The sequence below is a fragment of the Sporosarcina sp. Y1004 genome (assembly GCF_057669665.1).
In genome coordinates this window covers 64,212-83,334 of record NZ_JBYHFQ010000017.1, presented here as the reverse complement: position 1 = coordinate 83,334, position 19,123 = coordinate 64,212, and the positions used below count along the sequence as shown (strand labels likewise).

Sequence of the window (19,123 nt, the reverse complement as noted above, 5' to 3'; positions counted from 1 at the left end):
GATGGTAGTTGGGGGTTTCCCCCTGTGAGAGTAGGACGTCGCCAGGCCCAAGGTCGTTGCCAATAGGTAATGGCTTTTTTCTTTGGTTATTTTTAGCTTCTTGCCTTATTGTTGGCTACTGTAAAACGTATGTTTTTAAATCCTGAGAATGAATCTAATTTTAAAAGACGACATTTCGTTCAATTTAGAATGAAATGTCGTCTTTTTCTATATCTAACTCTAGATAATTTTTCTGTTCTGTACAATTTCAACCGTTATTTAAATAAGTAAATCCAATAAGCTAACGTCTTTAAGGCATGGCTTACGGAATTTTGATGAATGGGTTGGTGTGTTTACTATCGAGAGAGTTGTTGATTCGGAGTGTGGATTGAAGATCGCTTGGCGCTCTGGGGATGCCTCTGGCCCTAAGCCTGGATTAGCGCTTCGCATCCAGTCTTACGGCTTCGGCTACCCCGTTGCCGCGCCTTCGCTAGGGTGTTCATAATTGAGAGAGTTGTGATTTTCAGATGTATGGACTGAGATTATAATGTGATTCCTATTTGATACAAATTTTATTCAAGAAAGATGCATTACAGATTGCAGGTCTAATCCCTGATAACGAAATGTGCTTTCTTACACGGACTATCCAGCGCAGGCGCGTCTTCGTGGTAGCCGGAGCGATAAGACTGAAAGTGGTCTTCTTTCAGGCTTATCGCGGGAGGCATCCACATAGCGTCGAAGCGGTATTAGTAGGATTTCCGGTTCGTTCCATATAATAGGAAATTAGTTAATCGCATTATCGCTCGGTTTATATACACTTTTTTCAGAAATTTCAGCCGGTATGCAACACCTCTATTTAAACTCTATCGGAATATCATCGGCACTTGTAATTCAATCACTCGAAGATATATGGACCTATTCTTAATGTCTTGAAATCGGAGTCTATCAACGATAGGATGAAGTTACGCAAAAGAAAGGGATGGTTATTTTGCAAATGGTGCTCATTATCTTTGCCATCAATATCGTGTACGTAACATTTTTCACGGTACGCATGATTATGACTTTAAAAGGGTATAGGTATATCGCTGCGGTAGTGAGTATGGTGGAAGTTGTCGTTTATGTTATCGGTCTTGGTTTAGTACTGGATAATTTAGATGAAATTCAGAATTTAATTGCATATGCAATCGGTTATGGTTGTGGTGTAATTATAGGTACGAAAATTGAAGAGAAAATGGCGCTGGGTTATATTACGGTGAACGTAATCACCTCAAAGGAAAATTTGAAATTACCGAGTATATTAAGAGAAAAAGGATACGGAGTTACAGATTGGTCAGCAAATGGCCTAGATGGTGATCGAACATCCATGCAGATTCTAACTCCGCGTAAATATGAATTGAAGCTATACGTTACAATAAAAGAAATAGACCCAAAAGCTTTTATTATTGCCTATGAAGCGAAAACCATACATGGCGGGTTCTGGGTGAAGAGCGTAAGGAAAGGAAAGTTATTTAAGTGAGTAAAAATAAGACGATGTGGTATGAAGTTAAAACGGATGAGACGATTGAAGAGTGCTTGAAGAGAATGACTGATGACGGGTATACAGTTGCTGCTCGAAAGGAAGAGCCGCTGTTTGAAGAGGTAAATGGTGAATTTATACCTATCAGGCAGGTTATCAAATTCAAAGGGATACGAACAGAAGAATAAAGCAGCTTAAAGACGAACGATTTAAAAGTATAATATATTATTGTTCGTCTTTTATCGTTGACGAATGCGCTAGAACTTGCTAAAATACAAGTAGTAAATACGAATCCCCATATATGCTGTGGAATTGGCCACAGTGTTTCTACCAGGACACCGTAATGTCCGGACTATGCGGGAAAGCGACTTTCAAGAATGTTAGCGAAAGGTGTGTGGGTACCAATGGGTACATTCATCTTAACGCATATTTCAACGTCCTCGAATGGCCGGCTTTTCATGCATTTGAAAAGCAGTCTATTCGAGGTTTTTTAATTACTTGAGAAATTGGGGAAACTCGTATTGTTGGCAACATCAAACATGGATTATTTGTGATTGAACCTCGACACATTTGTATTTGGAATTTAACAGTTATCTAAAAAAATAGTGGATTGGACTATATGGTCGTATCATATGCCGATCCTGATTTGTAACAAAGAACTTCACTTCGTGCGCTTATCTCGCGCCTGCTACATCAAAGACGGCGCATTGCGCTTTTCCAATAAAGGAGCGGATTAAATTTGGAACCGAAAATCGGTGTTATTATGGGAAGTAAAAGTGATTGGGAAACGATGAAGCATACGTGTGATATTTTGGACGAACTTGAAGTCCCGTATGAGAAGAAAGTTGTCTCCGCGCATCGTACTCCTGATTTCATGTTTGAATATGCTGAACAAGCGCAAGATAAAGGTCTGGAAGTTATTATCGCAGGAGCAGGCGGCGCGGCACATTTGCCGGGGATGGTTGCAGCAAAAACATTACTACCTGTTATCGGTATTCCTGTTCAATCAAAAGCGCTAAATGGGATGGATTCTCTGCTATCGATTGTCCAGATGCCAGGCGGTGTTCCGGTTGCTACTATGGCGATTGGGAAAGCGGGTGCTGTAAATGCAGGTTTGCTTGCGGCGCAGATGCTCGGAGTGCATGATTCAGCTTTAATGAAACGTATTGAAGAACGCCGCGACAACATGCGTGACGCGGCATTAGAAAGCAGTGGTGACTTACTTTGAAAACAATTTTACCTGGACAAACGATAGGGATTATTGGCGGTGGTCAGCTTGGCAGAATGATGGGACTTGCAGCAAAAGAAGCGGGTTTCAAGATTGCTGTGTTGGATCCAGTTATGGATTCACCCTGTGGACAGATTGCTGATATCCGTATCGTTGCGCCTTACAATGATGAAGCGGCGCTTCAAGAACTTGGTGAAGTGAGCGATGTCATCACATATGAATTCGAAAATATTGATTACGAAGGACTCAAACGACTTTCTGAAATTGCACATGTACCTCAGGGAGCTGAACTTGTCCGGATTACGCAGAACCGAATAATCGAAAAATCTGAAATCACTGCATCAGGTGTACCTGTTGCGAAATATGTTACGGCACAGACATTCGAAGAACTAACGATGAAAATTGGTGACATTGGCTTCCCATGTATCGTCAAAACAGCATTCGGCGGTTATGACGGTAAAGGCCAAGTGAAAATTGATAAAGAACAAGATCTTCACTTGGCTGAGTCACTCTTTACGCATTCGGCATGTATTGCGGAAGCATTTGTCCCGTTCACAAAAGAAATATCCGCTATCATTCAGCGCAATGCAGAAGGACAGTCCTATTGTCTTCCAATTGCTGAAAATATTCATAAACACCATATATTGCATGAATCAATCGTGCCAGCTAGAGTTCTCGAAAGCGTTTTGGTACGAGCTGAAGAAGCAGCAACAAGAATTGCAGATCATCTCAACTTAGTCGGAACACTAGCCGTCGAAATGTTCGTTTTAGAAAACGGCGAAATTGTTATAAATGAATTGGCACCACGTCCACATAACTCGGGACATTATTCCATTGAGGCATGTAATATTTCTCAGTTTCATCAGCACGTCAGAGCTGTTTGTGGGTGGCCTCTACGCAAACCAATTTTGTGGGCACCTTCAATTATGGTGAATGTACTTGGTGAACATGTCGCGCCACTAACAAAAGTGGTTAAAGAGCATCCTGATTGGTCCATCCATTTATACGGTAAGGCAGAGGCAAAGGAAAAGCGTAAAATGGGGCATGTTACTATCATGACCAACAGCATTGAAAAAACGCTGGAAGAGATTGAAGCTACAAGCATCTGGTCATAATTCGAGGATGGTATTGATGATATATCCATCCGGTTACGAGAGTGGTCTAGTCAAAACAGATGCAACTTGCTGGAGCCATAGATTTTGAAAGAAGTCCATTTCCAGGAACAAATTAAACTAATTTTATTTGGGAGGAAAAAAACATGACAAAAGTAAACGTATACGTAACACTCCGTGAAAGTGTTGTTGATCCACAGGGAATCACAACGAAAGATGCACTTCAAACATTGGGCTTTAAAGAAGTCGATAGCGTACGTATTGGCAGATTAATCGAGCTAGAAGTAGACGGGTCAGCTACAGATATCGATGCACGTGTCAAAGAAATGTGCGAAAAGCTTTTAGTCAACGAGGTCATTGAAGATTACCGGTACGAAATTGGGGAGGTCGCGGTCAAATGAAGTTCGCTATTCTTGTTTTCCCAGGATCGGGCTGTGACATCGACATGCACCACGCGGTAAATAATGTTTTAGGCTATAAAGTAGAGTATGTCTGGCATACAGAAGCGATTCTAGATGGATTTGACGCAGTACTCATTCCGAGCGGAGCATCATATGGAGATTATCTGCGACCGGGTGCATTAGCACAAAGTTCACCTGCAATTGCTAGTTTGAAGGCATTTGCTGCAACAGGGAAACCTGTGCTTGGCGTGGGTAACGGATTCCAAATTCTTGCCGAGGCAGGCCTTTTACCAGGAGCTTTCTTGCGCAATAAAGGATTGAAGTTCAGATCAGGTAAGACGAAATTGACTGTCGGAAATGTAGATTCTCTATTTACAGCAGGCTACGAAAAAGGGCAAGAAATTACAATTCCATTTGCTCATGAATATGGCAACTACTATGTTGACGAAAAGACAGTAGAAGATTTGAAAAATAATAACCGAATCGTATTTACATATGCGGACGGGAATGCAGATGGCAGCACAGCAGATATCGCAGGCGTATTGAACGAAACGGGCAATGTACTCGGCATGATGCCACTTCCTGAACGTGCAGTAGAGGAAATCATCGGAGGAACAGACGGATTGCTTCTATTTAATTCAATCTTGAAAAGGTGGAGTGAAAATAATGTCAGCCAAGCATGAACCGAACGCACAACAAATTAAAGATGGAAAATTATATTTACAAATGGGAATGTCTGACGCAGAATTTGAACGTGCAGAAGAGATGTTAGGACGCCTTCCAAACTATACGGAAACAGGCCTGTTCTCGGCACTATGGTCTGAACATTGTTCATATAAAAGCTCAAAACCGGTACTTCGTAAATTCCCGACTGAAGGTGCGCGTGTTCTTCAAGGGCCAGGCGAGGGTGCTGGAATTGTTGATATCGGTGATAACCAGGCAGTTGTGTTCAAAATGGAATCACATAACTCTCCATCTGCCATCGAACCATTTATCGGTGCGGCAACAGGTGCCGGCGGGGTTCTACGTGATGTATTCTCAATGGGGGCACGCCCAGTAGCACTCGTCAACTCCTTACGTATTGGGGAATTATCGAATGCACGTGATCGTTATTTATTCGAACAAGCTGTAGCAGGTATGGCAAGTTACGGTAATGCAATTGGAATTCCTACAATTGCTGGTGAAGTGCAGTTTGACAATTGTTATTCAAAACGTCCTTTAGTTAATGCAATGGCTGTTGGCCTATTGAACCATGAAGATATTCAAAAAGGTGTCGCTGCAGGCGTTGGCAATACAGTTATGTATGTAGGTGCAACAACGGGGCGCGATGGCATACATGGTGCAACGATGTCTTCAGTGGAAGTAGCTGTTGAAGAAGAAGAAGCGGAACTACCGGTTATGCAGGCGGGAAATCCTTTCCTAGAGAAACTTCTAATGGAAGCATGCTTGGAGCTTGTGAAATCGGATGCACTTATTGGTATTCAAGATATGGGTGCTGCTGGGCTAACATCTTCTGCTGCTGAAATGGCATCTAAAGCTGGATATGGCGTAGAACTGAACTTAGATTTAGTACCGCAGCGTGAAGAGGGAATGACAGCATACGAAATGATGCTCTCGGAATCACAGGAGCGGATGCTTGTTGTTGTGAAAAAAGGCCGTGAACAAGAAGTGACCGACCTATGCGCGAAATATGAGATTGAAGCAGTTTCGATAGGTGAAGTAACAGACGATAAAATGCTACGTCTTTTCCATAAAGGTGAAGTGGTTGCGGAAATTTTAGCGGATACTTTAGCAGAAGATGCACCTGTTTACCATAAGAAATCTGAGGAACCAGCTTACTTTAGAGAATTTCAAGCTATGGAAATGACAGAGCCTGTAGTGAATAATGTGCATGAAACGTTAATGGATTTGCTACAACGTCCGACGATTGCATCGAAAGAATGGGTTTATAACCAATTTGATACGCAAGCACGTTCAAATACAATCGTTGCACCAGGCTCTTCCGCAGGTGTCATTCGTGTAAGTGGAACGAATAAAGGACTCGCAATGACTTCTGATTGTAACTCTCGGTTTGTGTACCTAGATCCGGAAACGGGTGGTAAAATCGCAGTCGCGGAAGCAGCACGTAACATAATTTGTTCAGGTGCAGAGCCGATTGCAATAACAGATTGTTTAAACTTTGGTAGTGCAGACAAGCCAGAAGTATTTTGGCAACTTGAGAAATCTGCAGAAGGAATCTCAGAAGCATGTCGCAAGCTGAATGCACCTGTAATTAGTGGGAACGTTTCCTTATCAAATGAAGTGAACGGCGTTCCAATCTATCCAACACCTACAATTGGTATGGTTGGTATTATTCACGATTTAACACATGTAACAACTACTGAATTCAAACGCGCAGGCGATGTTATCTATGTTATCGGCGAAGCAGCACTTGATTTTGGTGGCAGTGAATTGCAACAAATGACGGAAGGTAAGATTTTCGGCCAAGTACCGTCAATTGAACTTGATGTTGAAGCGGCACGCCAGAAAGAACTTCTTACAGCAATCCAAGCAGGGCTTGTACAATCTGCAACGGATTTGTCAGAAGGCGGTTTCGCGGTAGCGCTTTGTGAGAAAGCTTTTGGAGCAGAAGGCCTTGGAGCTGGCGTTACAGTTTCAGGATCAGCAGTAACGGCTTTATTCAGTGAAACACAATCACGCTTCTTGGTTTCCGTTAAAGAAGAAAATGCAGTAGCTTTTGAAGAAGCTGTAAAAGATGCGATTAAAATTGGTGCAGTAACGGATAACAACCGCATCATTATCGATGGTAGCGATGGAAGTACGTTAATCGATGGTATGGTTGATGAATTACGATCCGCTTGGAGAGGGGCTATTCAATGCTTGCTGAACTCAGAGGCTTAAATGAAGAGTGCGGCGTGTTTGGTATATGGGGACATGAAGAAGCCGCGCAGATGAGTTATTATGGTCTGCACGCACTGCAACACCGAGGGCAAGAAGGAGCCGGAATTGTAACAAAGGAAGGCAAAAAGCTTCGAGTCTTAAAAGGCGAAGGTCTTGTCAATGAAGTATTCGCTGGCGATAAAATAAATGATTTAAAAGGGAATTCTGCGATTGCACAAGTCCGTTATTCATCGGAAGATGGCCGCGGAGCTGAGAACGTCCAGCCACTAGTTTTCCGTTCAACGACGGGAAGTCTTTCTATCGCACATAACGGTAATATTGTAAATGCAGTCGAGCTGCGTGAACATCTTGAGCGCCAAGGCAGCATTTTTCAAACAAATTCAGATACAGAAGTACTGGCTCATTTAATCAAGAAAAGCGCTGGAGCTTTAACTCAGCGCGACCGTGTGAAAAAGGCGCTGTCTATGTTAAAAGGTGCATTTGCATTTGTCATTTTAACAGATGACGGGTTAATGATTGCACAGGATCCAAATGGGCTCCGTCCACTTTCTCTTGGGAAAGTGGGGGATGCATGGGTTGTTGCATCAGAAACATGTGCGTTCGATATTATTGGTGCGGAATGGATTCGCTCCGTAGAGCCGGGAGAACTAATCATGATTAATGATAGTGGTCTTCAGTCTGAACGTTTTGCACCAGCTGCAGATTCTGCCATGTGCTCGATGGAATATGTTTATTTTGCACGTCCTGATTCGGATATAGACGGTATAAATATTCACTCGGCACGAAAACGTTGTGGTAAACGACTTGCACGCGAAGTACATATCGAAGCGGACGTCGTCACAGGTGTCCCTGATTCAAGTATTTCAGCGGCTATTGGATTTTCTGAAGAAAGTGGAATTCCCTATGAACTGGGACTCATTAAAAACCGGTATGTAGGACGGACGTTCATCCAGCCATCACAGGAGTTACGTGAAAAGGGCGTGAAGATGAAACTTTCTCCAGTTCGTCAAGTTGTGAACGGTAAAAGGGTTGTTATGGTGGATGATTCAATTGTTCGCGGTACAACGTCGAAAAGGATTGTCAATTTGTTGAAAGAAGCAGGTGCGACGGAAGTTCACGTTGTGATTGCATCACCACCGCTTGTCAGCCCGTGTTTTTATGGCGTTGATATAAGTACAGATTCAGAATTGATTGCGACGAATCGGTCAATTGATGAAATCCGTGAAATCATCGGTGCAGATTCACTGACGTTTCTATCTCCTGAAGGAATGCTTGAAGCAATTGGCCGGCCGGATAATACAAAAAACTGCGGACAATGCCTTGCTTGTTTCACTGGAGAGTATCCGACTGAAATCTATTCAGATACTGTAATGCCACACGAAAAAGAAAATGTTAGATAGGAGTGAATTTCACATGTCAAAAGCTTATGAAAATGCAGGGGTAAATATCGAGGCTGGCTACGAGTCAGTTGAACGGATGAAATCGCATGTTGCTCGTACTGCTCGTAAGGGTGTAACGGGAACTTTCGGCGGTTTTGGTGGCATGTTCGATCTTTCTGCACTCGAATATAAAGAGCCGGTTCTTATTTCTGGTACTGATGGTGTTGGAACAAAGTTGAAACTAGCGTTCATGGCTGATAAGCATGACACGATTGGTATTGACTGTGTCGCTATGTGTGTAAATGATATTGTGGCGCAAGGTGCGGAACCTCTATACTTCCTTGACTATATTGCGCTTGGAAAAGCTGTACCCGAAAAAGTTGAAGCAATTGTTAAAGGAATCGCAGATGGCTGTGTTCAATCAGGAGCGGCTTTGATAGGCGGAGAAACGGCAGAAATGCCAGGTCTATATGAAATCGACGAGTATGATCTAGCTGGTTTTGCTGTTGGTGCTTGTGAAAAGAGTAAAGTGGTTACTGGCGAAAAAGTTGGAGCTGGCGACGTTCTTGTCGGAATTGCTTCAAGTGGTATTCATTCGAATGGCTATTCACTTGTCCGTAAAATCGTAATTGAAGATCAAGGCTACGAAATTGATGGTCTTATTGCTGGATATGAAGAGCTTGGAACAGTTGGCAACGCACTTCTTGAACCAACAAAAATTTACGCAAAGCCCGTTCTTCAAATGCATAACGAACTCGATGTTCATTCAATGGGTCATATTACAGGCGGTGGCTTCTATGAAAACCTACCGCGTATGCTAGTTGAAGGATTCGGAGCAGAAATCGACTTAGGTTCATGGCCAGTACTTCCCGTTTTCAACATGCTAAAAGAAAAAGGCGAACTACAAGATAAAGATCTATACAGCGTATTCAATATGGGTATCGGATTTGTGATTGCACTTCCTGAAGAACAAGCGAATGCTGCCCTGAAAATTGCAGCCGAGCACGGGGAAGAAGCGTTCATTATCGGACGTGTTATTGAAGGTGAAGGCGTCACGTTTATAGGAACACATGACGGAAGTCTTGCCAAATGAATTCAAAAATAAAGATTGCCGTTTTCGCATCTGGAAGCGGTAGTAATTTTGCAGTTATTGAAGAAGCATGCCGTAAAGGTGAGTTGAACGCTGAAATTGTACTTATGGTTACCAACAAGCCGGAAGCGTTTGTTGTTGAACGTGCTGAAAAAGGTAGTATTCCAGTCGCAGCATTTCGACCGAAAGATTTCGAAACGAAAGATGCTTACGAAGAAGCAATCTTACATGCACTTCAAGAATCGGGGGCAGAGTGGCTTATTCTTGCGGGGTATATGCGACTTGTGGGTCCAGTACTATTGACGGCTTATCCATCACGCATCGTTAATATTCATCCGTCACTGCTCCCCTCGTTTCCAGGGAAAGATGCAATTGGGCAAGCCATTGCACATGGCGTGAAAGTAACAGGTGTCACAGTTCACCTTGTCGACGAGGGAATGGATACGGGACGAATTCTCGCACAGTGTGCTGTCGATGTCGTCGATGGCGATGCTGTCAAAACGACTGAAGCGATTCACGCTGTTGAACACAATTTATACAAAGATACATTAAACGAACTTTTTAGCCATTAACTTTTTTACAGGTCATATTCAAACTAATTGGAGGGTTTTATTCGTGAAAAAACGTGCATTGCTCAGCGTGTCGGACAAAAGTGGTATTTTGGAGTTTGCGAAAGCATTGGAAAGTCTTGGCTATGAACTGTTATCTACAGGCGGTACGATGAAACATCTTGCGGACAATGGTGTCGCAGTAACGGCAGTAGATGCAGTAACAGGATTCCCGGAAATTATGGAAGGCCGCGTGAAGACGCTTAACCCATTGATTCATGGAGGACTTCTTGCAAAACAGGACGACCCTTCTCATATATCACAAATGGAAGAGCATGGCATCCAGCCGATTGACGTCGTTTGTGTAAACTTGTATCCGTTTAAAGAAACAATTTCAAAACCGGATGTAACCAACGAAGATGCAATCGAAAATATCGATATCGGTGGACCGGCAATGCTTCGTGCTTCTGCGAAAAACCATGCCTACGTTACAGTTATCGTCGATGCAGCAGATTACGATCAAGTACTTTCCGAAATAAAAGCAGACGGTAAAACGACACTTGAAACGCGCAGACGTTTAGCAGCTAAAGTCTTCCGTCATACAGCGGCATACGATGCACTTATTGCCGGTTTCTTGACTGACCTTACAGGCGAAGAATTCCCGGAGCAGGTTACGTATACATATGAACTAAAACAACCGCTTCGTTACGGAGAAAATCCACACCAAAAAGCAGCTTTCTATAGCCGACCACTTGGTTCAGATTTCTCGATTGCATATGCGGAACAATTACACGGCAAAGAGCTTTCATACAACAATATTCAAGACGCGAACGCGGCTATTCAAATCATCAAAGAATTTGATAAAGCGGCTGCAGTAGCAGTAAAACATATGAATCCATGTGGAGTTGGAACAGGAGAAACAATTTTCGACGCGTTCAACAAAGCATATGAAGCAGATCCAATGTCTATCTTCGGTGGCATAATTGCATTAAACCGCGAAGTAGATGCTGCAACTGCTGAAAAATTATCAGGAATTTTCCTCGAAATTATTATTGCGCCTGCATTCACAAGTGAAGCAGTTGAAATCTTAACGAAGAAGAAAAATATTCGCTTGATGACGATTTCGTTTGATCAAAACAAAAAAGACAAATGGAATACAGTATCTGTTGAAGGCGGACTGCTCATACAAGAGCCGGATACATACGGGTTTGCGGATGCAGACATTCGTGTTGCAACAGACCGTCAGCCGACGGAAGCTGAGTGGGAAGCGATGAAACTTGGTTGGGCAGTTGTTAAACACGTGAAGTCCAATGCAATCGTCGTAACAGATGATCGTATGACGTTAGGTGTTGGAGCTGGGCAGATGAACCGTGTTGGAGCCGCGAATATCGCGCTAACACAAGCTGGCGAACGCGCGAAAGGTGCAGCACTTGCATCTGATGCATTCTTCCCGATGGACGATACTGTCGAAGCTGCTGCGAAAGCGGGCATTACGGCAATTATCCAACCCGGTGGCTCAGTGAAAGATGAAGATTCGATTAAAAAAGCGAACGACTACGGCATCACGATGGTGTTCACGGGCGTACGTCATTTCAAACACTAAGGAGCGAAGTACATTGAATATACTCGTTATCGGGAGCGGTGGCCGCGAGCATGCGATTGCCAGACAGTTCAATGTCTCCCCTTCAGTTTCAAAAGTATTTGTAGCGCCAGGCAATGATGGTATGAAAAAGGACGCTGAATGTGTGCAAATCGATGCGTTGGATTTTGAGGCACTAGCTTCATTTGCCAAAGAGAATGATGTAAACCTGACATTTGTCGGTCCTGAACAACCGCTAGCGGAAGGTATTGTTGATTACTTTGCTGAACGTGGATTAACAGCGTTCGGTCCAACGAAAGCGGCGGCGCTAATTGAAGGAAGTAAGTCATTTGCGAAAGAGATTATGACGAAGTATGCTATTCCAACTGCTGCGTACGGAACATTTACCGATGCAGAAGAAGCAAAAGCATTTATCCGAGAAAATGGTGCACCAATTGTCGTTAAAGCAGACGGACTTGCGGCTGGGAAAGGCGTTATCGTTGCGATGACACTCGAAGAGGCGCTTGAAGCGGTCGATGATATGATTGGCAACCAGAAGTTCGGCGAATCATCGTCACGTGTCGTTATCGAAGAGTTTCTGGACGGCGAGGAGTTCTCTTACATGTCGTTCGTCCATGACGGTCAGATTTACCCGATGGTAGTCGCACAAGATCATAAGCGGGCGTATGACGGTGATAGAGGACCGAACACGGGCGGTATGGGTGCATACTCACCGGTTCCACAAATTTCGGATGCAATTGTGAAAGAGGCGTACGATAAAGTCGTTGTTCCGACTGTTGAAGCAATGGCTGCAGAAGGAACCCCCTTTACAGGTATTTTGTATGCGGGACTTATTCTCACAGAAGATGGACCGAAAGTGATTGAATTCAATGCCCGCTTCGGCGATCCTGAAACACAAGTCGTCCTACCACGGATGGAATCGGACTTTGGAGAATTCATGACTGCACTGATGTCCGGCAAACCTTTTGACTTGAAGTGGGATGACAAAGCGATGTTAGGCGTTGTCATTGCGGCGGATAGATATCCGGGAGATGTCGTGAAGGGTGCGGCTTTGCCTGACCTTGATATTTTGTCAGCACAAGAATTAGAAGTCTTCCATGCAGGTACAAAATCAAATGGCACTGGATTCGCTGGCAATGGCGGTCGAGTACTCTTGATTACAGCAAAAGCAGATACATTAAAAGTAGCGCAGGAGAACGTCTACAAAGGCTTGTCTCAATTAGAATGGAACGGATTCTTTTATAGAACAGATATTGGCTGGCGCACGTTTGAATGAGTTAAACATATAAGATGGCAGGACACTAATCTGAATCCCGGACATACACAAATTGGTCTGGGGTTCGGATTTTTTAAGTTAATAAAGAGTCCCTTCTAATCTACTTAGGTGTTAGAAGATGACTTACGTCGTAGGCTTACCTACTAGACTCCTAGTCTCATAGCTTAGGTGACCTAGATTTCTAGCGCTAGATGCTAGATGCTCGTGGTCGCAAGCAAACCTAACTAGGAATGATTGACTGTATCTTTCTCTAGGAAGAATTGACATGTATCTTTTCCAATTAAAAAGTGCACGTCGTCAACCTTTCTTATGCTAGTCGCACCTACCCGAGCGCTTTCAACTTTTCCTGTTAGCCCTTGGAAGGCGCCTAAGCTCAGTTTATAAAGCGTATGTTTTACTTCAGCTGTATAGATGGAAAATAAGTCAAACCGGATGAGGTGCACTTATGGATAGCACATACAAAGGTAACGATAAATTAATTCTAGGTCTCGTACTAGGGATTATTACATATTGGCTGTTCGCCCAGGCGTTATTGAATACGGTCCCGGACATTCAAAAAGATTTGGGTGTGGATGTCAGTACGATTGGGATAGGAATTAGCACTACCGCACTATTTTCAGGTGTATTTGTTGTCGTTGCAGGCGGTTTTGTCGATCGTTTCGGAGCAATGAAACTGACGGTCATCGGACTGGTTCTCAGTATTGCGGGCTCCGCGTTACTAATTATGGCACACAGTACGCCCCTCTTCATTGGCGCACGGGTCATACAAGGATTTTCGGCGGCGTGTATCATGCCTGCGACTCTTTCAATTGTAAAAGCTTATTATGACGGGGAAGCCCGTCAACGTGCGTTAAGTTTCTGGGCGATTGGATCTTGGGGAGGCACAGGCATTTGTTCGTTGGCCGGAGGTGCAATTGCGACATCGATGGGATGGAGATGGATATTTGTTTTTTCCATCGTTGTAGCTGTCATTTCACTCGTGTTGCTGAAAGGTACACCGGAGACGAAGACGGTGGCATCTAGCAAGAAATTTGATTATGTAGGTCTTGTGCCTTTTATTGTCGCAATGATCAGTTTGAACCTCGTTATTACTCGGGGGAGCTCGTTCGGGTGGATGAGTTGGATTACTATGTCATTGATTATACTCTTTGTATTGTCAGTGATTATGTTCTTTATAAACGGATTCAAAAAAGGGGACGATAGTTTTATCGATTTCTCCATCTTCAAAAACCGGGCTTATTCGGGTGCGACGTTGTCGAATTTTTTATTGAACATGGTAGCTGGTTCTTTAATCATCATCAACACATACCTTCAATTAGCGAGAGGGTTCACTTCATTCCAGTCGGGGCTACTGTCAATCGGTTATCTTATTTGTATTATGATAACAATTCGAATAGGGGAAAAAATGATAAAAAAAGTCGGTGCAAGGAAGCCAATGATGATTGGTCCGTTGATTACAAGTATCGGCATTGCGCTCATGACGCTCACTTTTTTGGGGGATCTAGCTTATACCATTGCAGTCATCGTTGGTTTCATTTTTTTTGGAACAGGACTCGGCCTCTACGCGACGCCTTCAACAGATACGGCTGTTTCAAATTCGCCGGCTGAGAAGGCGGGGGTTGCAATAGGTATTTACAAAATGTCGAGTACGCTTGGCGGATCGACCGGAATCGCGGTCTGTGCAAGTGTCTTCGGCGCATTATCAATCAGCGACAGTGCAGATTTTGCAGCGATGATTGGATTAGGAATTTGTGCAGCATTTTGCATATTGTCCATGCTGTCAGTGGTTTTTACAACACCTAAGGATTCGATGGGCTCTTAAAGAATAATAGACACAGGCTTTTCCGAATATCGGAAGAGCCTGTGTCTATTTCAAGTTAGAGAACACTTGAATTTATCTGATGGAAAGAACACGGTTATAGGAGTCATTTAGTAATCTATACTAGCAAGAACATTAGAACTGAAGGGTGAAAAACCTCTTTGTTTATTGATAAAAGCAAAGGGATTGTCCTGTTTATTCAGCTTTACAAATCCACCCGCCAAACATATTCGTCGTGAAAAACTTAGCAATCTCCCCAAAACCAGCTTCCTGAAGTAAACGGACAATCTCCTCTTCGGGAATGAAGGAAAGCTTCCGAACGGTTTTTTCCATTTCATCCACTTCGGTTGTAGTCATATTTGTTGTGTCTAGCCAGTATGCTTTCCATAGTGAGAATAACGCATCGAATGCTGGATCATTGGAATTGCCGAACATCGTCGCGATGACGAAAGGTGCTCCCGGTTTTAGACGTTGTCGGATACTCTTCAATTGCCGCAGTTTATCATCAACATCTGCTATGAAATGTAGGACAAGCATGCATGTCGCTGCATCATGAAGATGGCTTCTTCCAACTTTATCGATTGTGCCTTCAATGAATTCGACGCGTTCTGCCATATTTAACTGATTTGCTTTCATTCTAGCAAGTTCGAGCATAGGTGCGGCGGGATCGACAGCGGTGAATGTCCATGTTGGATTAGCAGGTCCAAACGTAGCGAGTTCGGTGCCACCGCCAGCTCCAACCACAAGGATGTTTGGCCGCGCAGTTGTATTTGCTCGTAAATACGTTTGGACGAGTCTAAACATGGAGTCATACGTCGGTAATGTTCTCCGCACCCCTTTGTCATACTCTGTTGCCATTTCTTCATTGAATTCCATTTTGTCCGTCATCAAATCAAATCCAATCATCTGTAGTAATATCTATTTCGTCAAAAAAGGGTTAAATCCTTTATTTAGGTAAGCCCGTCAGAGTCTTCTAGCTCCTATTTATTTCAGCAATGCTATGCTACGATAAATAGTATGAATAGTTCAGTAAAAGGGAGAGAGTATTATGTGGGAATCCAGTGAAATAAAAGAACAACTACATATGATTGACGGCAAGAAAGCACCGGACATCATTATCACCAATGCAGAGTATTTACATTCAATCTATAAGAAATGGATGAAGGGAAACATTTGGATTGCTGGCGATCGCATTGTGTATGCTGGGAAGGAAATGCCAGTAATGCTGGAGGGGGCAGAAATCGTCGATGCATCGGGAAAGAAAATTGTTCCCGGCTATATTGAACCACATGTTCACCCGTTTCAATTGTACAACCCAGGGACATTCGCAGAATATGCGGCGCAGCTTGGAACGACAACATTCATTTCTGATAATCTAATATTATTTATGTCACTAAAAAACGAAACATCATTTGCGCTTCTTGATAAGATGAATGAATTGCCATTTTCATTTTACTGGTGGGCTCGATTTGACTCGCAGACCTTTCTACAAAATGAAATGGAATTATTTAATTTGGAATCAATTAAAGAATGGATTGAACGCCCTGAAGTATTGCTAGGGGGAGAACTGACAGGTTGGCCGCGGCTGATAGCTGGGGAGCCAAATATGGTCGCATCCGTGCATGCTGCAAAAGTTGGTGGTAAGAAAATAGAAGGTCATTTACCCGGTGCCTCTGAGCGCACACTTGCACGTATGCGTTTGCTTGGAACGGATGGGGATCATGAATCGATGACTATTGAAGAAGTGGAAGCCCGGTTGTTACACGGTTACGGAGTGACGCTTCGGCATTCGTCCATTCGACCTGATCTTCCGCATTTATTAAAAGACATTGTTGACAAAGAACTCAATGTGTTTGATCATCTGATGATGACAACGGATGGGTCGACACCTTCGTTTCACATTGATGGGGTTATGGACAAATGTATTCGTGTCGCGCTTGAAGCAGGTGTTCCACCAATTGATGCTTATCAGATGGCTTCTTATAATGTAGCGCGCTACTATGATATGACTGATTTACACGGAGTCATTGCCACTGGCCGTTATGCGACGCTAAATCTCCTTGAAGATGAATTTAGTCCTGTGCCAACGGATGTTTTATCGAAAGGAAAGTGGTTGAAACGTGAAAACAAATCTGCAGAACCATTCCCGGCTATCGATTGGTCATTTGTAGAACCGTTCTTTCCTGACTTTGATCTTAACGAAAATGATTTCATATTTGAAGACTCGATTGGAATTGAAATGGTTAATGATGTAATAACGAAGCCATATAATGTGACAATCGACACAACGGTTGAAACATTGGCGAGTGATCATGATGAAAGTTTCCTCATGCTTATTGATCGAAATGGGGAATGGCATATTAATACAATTATTAAAGGGTTTGCTACAAATATTCAAGGTTTTGCAACCTCTTATTCGAATACAGGAGATATAATTTTAATTGGAAAAGATAAAAGAGAAATGCACAACGCCTTTAAAGAAATTAAGCGGATTGGGGGCGGCATGGTGCTGTCCGAAAACGGAGTGGCAATCGCGACAATCCCACTACCGATAGGCGGGGGATTGTCGGCAGAACCGCTCCCTATATTGATTGGACAGGAACTAGAATTGAAAAAGGCACTTGCAGATCGAGGATACACGAAAGGTGATGCTGTCTATACATTCCTGTTCCTCCAATCTACACATCTGCCCTATATCCGCATCACACAGATGGGACTGTATGATGTTATGAAAAAAGAAATAATCATTCCGGCTACCGGAAGATAGGGGACAAGAATGGAGAAAAAAATGAGGGGATTGCTAGTCTCCATAGTAATCGCAATGTTGCTGCTGTCGGCTTGTTCAACAAAAGAGAAGGCGGAAGATACGATACCCGTCGTAAAAGAGGATGAAAATCCAGTTATCGTTGAAGAAGAGCCGGATCTATTGTATAAGTCACCGTTCACCGGAGTATTCACAGAAGAGGAGAATACCCGTCGCCCGGTTCTTGCGACAATTAATAATCATCCTTTAGCAAGGCCTCAGTCTGGTATAAGTGATGCGGATATTGTTTATGAACTTGCAGCAGAGGGGAACATAACAAGACTTTTGGCGTTATTCCAAAGTGAGTTGCCTGAAGAAATAGGTCCCATCCGCAGTGCGAGAGATTACTTCATTCATATCGCGAAAGGGCTTGATGCTTTTTATGTTGCCCACGGTTATAGTCCAGATGCTAAACAGCTGTTGCAAAGCCGCTTTGTTGATAATGTAAATGGTATGCAATATGACGGAACGCTTTTCCATCGATCGAGAGAAAGGATATCGCCACATAACTCCTATATATCAGGAGATAATGTGCTCGCTGCTATGGAAAAAACAAATTCACCAATAGAAATGTCATTAATCCCAGTATTTTCTTTCCATGAGTCAATTGAAAGTGCTAAAATAGGAGATATTGCATCTATGCTCGTCGTTAGAACGGGTACCGATCCGGACTTTACGAGCACCTACGCCTATGATGGAGAACTAGGGACATACAATAGGATGGTAAATGGAATATTGACTGTTGATAAATTCGAGGAAAAACCGGTTGCGCTTGCCAATGTTATTGTGTTGGAAACCGCATTTCGTACAATCGATAACGTCGGAAGACAGTCGGTTGACATCGAGTCAGGCGGCAAAGGAATGTTGTTCCATGCTGGTATTGCAAAAGAAATTGAGTGGGAAAATATTGATGGGATCCTAACGCCAATGGAAAATGGTGTTCCGGCTCAACTTGTTCCAGGAAAGACATGGATTCATATTGTTTCTACCCAACCTGGAATGGCAACGAGTGTTACTTATACCCCTTAAAGAATTCATTCAGAGAGAGGGAGACATATGCAAATTGATAAAATCCGTGGTCATCAAACGGATCAGCTTTTTAAAGCGATGCTTGAATTAAAAGACCTCGATGAATGTTATGCGTTTTTCGACGATATCAGCACCATAAGTGAATTACAGTCACTCGCGCAGCGGCTCGAAGTGGCACAAATGCTTATGATGAAAAAGACGTACGATACGATTCAAAGTGAGACAGGTGCCAGTACAGCGACGATTTCTAGGATTCGACGCTGTGTTGACTATGGTTCAGGAGGATACGGAAAAGTGCTTGGACGATTATATCCCCAGGTGAATGAAGAAGCTGAAACAGCAAAAGAAACGAAATAAGCTTTAATCTAGACTTTGAACACTTTATACTTTCAAGTTTAACCGGACAGAGAAAGAATCTGACCGGTTTTTTTGGTATACTAAA

Annotated in this window: 17 protein-coding genes and 1 riboswitch; of the genes, 16 read left to right on the top strand and 1 reads right to left on the bottom strand. The window is 43.1% G+C overall.

The annotated features are described in order from the left end of the window. Positions 1 to 973: 973 nt before the first annotated feature. The 13 genes from AC25Y6_RS12665 (at position 974) to AC25Y6_RS12605 (ending at position 14,852) form a co-directional block, all read left to right on the top strand. A complete protein-coding gene (locus tag AC25Y6_RS12665) occupies positions 974 to 1,495 on the top strand; it encodes a DUF2179 domain-containing protein (RefSeq protein WP_482103048.1) in 522 nt (173 codons plus the stop codon). Continuing rightward, positions 1,492 to 1,683 carry an NETI motif-containing protein gene (locus tag AC25Y6_RS12660; protein ID WP_482105701.1) on the top strand — a complete coding sequence of 64 codons (192 nt, stop codon included), beginning with the start codon at positions 1,492 to 1,494 and terminating at the stop codon, positions 1,681 to 1,683. The genes AC25Y6_RS12665 and AC25Y6_RS12660 overlap by 4 nt, the downstream gene beginning before the upstream one ends. Before the next feature lie 87 nt (positions 1,684 to 1,770). Further along, a riboswitch (purine riboswitch) is annotated at positions 1,771 to 1,870 on the top strand. Positions 1,871 to 2,234: 364 nt separating this feature from the next. Continuing rightward, a complete protein-coding gene (purE, locus tag AC25Y6_RS12655) occupies positions 2,235 to 2,723 on the top strand; it encodes a 5-(carboxyamino)imidazole ribonucleotide mutase (protein WP_482105702.1) in 489 nt (162 codons plus the stop codon). After that, entirely contained in the window at positions 2,720 to 3,838 is a 1,119-nt protein-coding gene (gene purK, locus AC25Y6_RS12650) for a 5-(carboxyamino)imidazole ribonucleotide synthase (protein WP_482105703.1), read from the top strand. The genes purE and purK overlap by 4 nt, the downstream gene beginning before the upstream one ends. 143 nt (positions 3,839 to 3,981) lie before the next feature. Then, positions 3,982 to 4,236, top strand: coding sequence for a phosphoribosylformylglycinamidine synthase subunit PurS (gene purS, locus AC25Y6_RS12645; protein ID WP_488143273.1), 255 nt, complete (start codon positions 3,982 to 3,984; stop codon positions 4,234 to 4,236). Beyond that, entirely contained in the window at positions 4,233 to 4,919 is a 687-nt protein-coding gene (gene purQ / locus AC25Y6_RS12640; RefSeq protein ID WP_488143272.1) for a phosphoribosylformylglycinamidine synthase subunit PurQ, read from the top strand. The genes purS and purQ overlap by 4 nt, the downstream gene beginning before the upstream one ends. Further along, the gene (gene purL, locus AC25Y6_RS12635; protein WP_488143271.1) at positions 4,903 to 7,137 is read left to right on the top strand and encodes a phosphoribosylformylglycinamidine synthase subunit PurL; all 2,235 of its coding nucleotides are present in this window, start codon (positions 4,903 to 4,905) and stop codon (positions 7,135 to 7,137) included. Before purQ ends, purL begins: the two co-directional genes overlap by 17 nt. Then, positions 7,113 to 8,537, top strand: a complete 1,425-nt coding sequence (gene purF / locus AC25Y6_RS12630; protein WP_482103040.1) for an amidophosphoribosyltransferase — start codon at positions 7,113 to 7,115, stop codon at positions 8,535 to 8,537. Before purL ends, purF begins: the two co-directional genes overlap by 25 nt. Before the next feature lie 13 nt (positions 8,538 to 8,550). Continuing rightward, entirely contained in the window at positions 8,551 to 9,609 is a 1,059-nt protein-coding gene (gene purM, locus AC25Y6_RS12625; RefSeq protein WP_488143270.1) for a phosphoribosylformylglycinamidine cyclo-ligase, read from the top strand. Continuing rightward, positions 9,606 to 10,178, top strand: a complete 573-nt coding sequence (gene purN, locus AC25Y6_RS12620; protein ID WP_482103038.1) for a phosphoribosylglycinamide formyltransferase — start codon at positions 9,606 to 9,608, stop codon at positions 10,176 to 10,178. The genes purM and purN overlap by 4 nt, the downstream gene beginning before the upstream one ends. Positions 10,179 to 10,221: 43 nt before the next feature. Further along, entirely contained in the window at positions 10,222 to 11,757 is a 1,536-nt protein-coding gene (gene purH, locus AC25Y6_RS12615; RefSeq protein WP_488143269.1) for a bifunctional phosphoribosylaminoimidazolecarboxamide formyltransferase/IMP cyclohydrolase, read from the top strand. Between the two features lie 13 nt (positions 11,758 to 11,770). Next, positions 11,771 to 13,030 carry a phosphoribosylamine--glycine ligase gene (purD, locus tag AC25Y6_RS12610; RefSeq protein ID WP_488143268.1) on the top strand — a complete coding sequence of 420 codons (1,260 nt, stop codon included), beginning with the start codon at positions 11,771 to 11,773 and terminating at the stop codon, positions 13,028 to 13,030. A gap of 445 nt (positions 13,031 to 13,475) precedes the next feature. Continuing rightward, positions 13,476 to 14,852 (top strand): MFS transporter, encoded by a 1,377-nt coding sequence (locus AC25Y6_RS12605; protein WP_488143267.1) that lies wholly within the window; start codon positions 13,476 to 13,478, stop codon positions 14,850 to 14,852. Between the two features lie 192 nt (positions 14,853 to 15,044). Here AC25Y6_RS12605 and AC25Y6_RS12600 read toward each other — a convergent pair whose 3' ends face one another. Beyond that, a complete protein-coding gene (locus tag AC25Y6_RS12600) occupies positions 15,045 to 15,755 on the bottom strand; it encodes a class I SAM-dependent methyltransferase (protein ID WP_488143266.1) in 711 nt (236 codons plus the stop codon). 142 nt (positions 15,756 to 15,897) lie between these two features. Between AC25Y6_RS12600 and AC25Y6_RS12595 the strand changes: the two genes are divergently transcribed. Genes AC25Y6_RS12595 through AC25Y6_RS12585 form a run of 3 tightly spaced genes read left to right on the top strand, consistent with a single transcriptional unit; the run spans position 15,898 to position 19,038 of the window. Further along, positions 15,898 to 17,616 carry an adenine deaminase C-terminal domain-containing protein gene (locus AC25Y6_RS12595; RefSeq protein WP_488143265.1) on the top strand — a complete coding sequence of 573 codons (1,719 nt, stop codon included), beginning with the start codon at positions 15,898 to 15,900 and terminating at the stop codon, positions 17,614 to 17,616. A gap of 9 nt (positions 17,617 to 17,625) precedes the next feature. After that, entirely contained in the window at positions 17,626 to 18,681 is a 1,056-nt protein-coding gene (locus AC25Y6_RS12590; protein WP_488143264.1) for a DUF3048 domain-containing protein, read from the top strand. 27 nt (positions 18,682 to 18,708) lie between these two features. Then, positions 18,709 to 19,038 carry a YerC/YecD family TrpR-related protein gene (locus AC25Y6_RS12585; protein WP_482103031.1) on the top strand — a complete coding sequence of 110 codons (330 nt, stop codon included), beginning with the start codon at positions 18,709 to 18,711 and terminating at the stop codon, positions 19,036 to 19,038. The last annotated feature ends 85 nt before the right edge of the window (positions 19,039 to 19,123 follow it).

What these genes read in the sequence shown, in the direction of transcription:
- purS (WP_488143273.1), top strand. Translation starts at nt 3,982, where the DNA reads ATGACAAAAGTAAACGTATACGTAACACTCCGTGAAAGTGTTGTTGAT.
- AC25Y6_RS12605 (WP_488143267.1), top strand. Translation starts at nt 13,476, where the DNA reads ATGGATAGCACATACAAAGGTAACGATAAATTAATTCTAGGTCTCGTA.
- purM (WP_488143270.1), top strand. Translation starts at nt 8,551, where the DNA reads ATGTCAAAAGCTTATGAAAATGCAGGGGTAAATATCGAGGCTGGCTAC.
- AC25Y6_RS12590 (WP_488143264.1), top strand. Translation starts at nt 17,626, where the DNA reads ATGGAGAAAAAAATGAGGGGATTGCTAGTCTCCATAGTAATCGCAATG.
- purQ (WP_488143272.1), top strand. Translation starts at nt 4,233, where the DNA reads ATGAAGTTCGCTATTCTTGTTTTCCCAGGATCGGGCTGTGACATCGAC.
- AC25Y6_RS12665 (WP_482103048.1), top strand. Translation starts at nt 974, where the DNA reads ATGGTGCTCATTATCTTTGCCATCAATATCGTGTACGTAACATTTTTC.
- AC25Y6_RS12600 (WP_488143266.1), bottom strand. Translation starts at nt 15,755, where the DNA reads ATGATTGGATTTGATTTGATGACGGACAAAATGGAATTCAATGAAGAA.
- purL (WP_488143271.1), top strand. Translation starts at nt 4,903, where the DNA reads ATGTCAGCCAAGCATGAACCGAACGCACAACAAATTAAAGATGGAAAA.
- AC25Y6_RS12595 (WP_488143265.1), top strand. Translation starts at nt 15,898, where the DNA reads ATGTGGGAATCCAGTGAAATAAAAGAACAACTACATATGATTGACGGC.
- purN (WP_482103038.1), top strand. Translation starts at nt 9,606, where the DNA reads ATGAATTCAAAAATAAAGATTGCCGTTTTCGCATCTGGAAGCGGTAGT.
- purF (WP_482103040.1), top strand. Translation starts at nt 7,113, where the DNA reads ATGCTTGCTGAACTCAGAGGCTTAAATGAAGAGTGCGGCGTGTTTGGT.
- AC25Y6_RS12585 (WP_482103031.1), top strand. Translation starts at nt 18,709, where the DNA reads ATGCAAATTGATAAAATCCGTGGTCATCAAACGGATCAGCTTTTTAAA.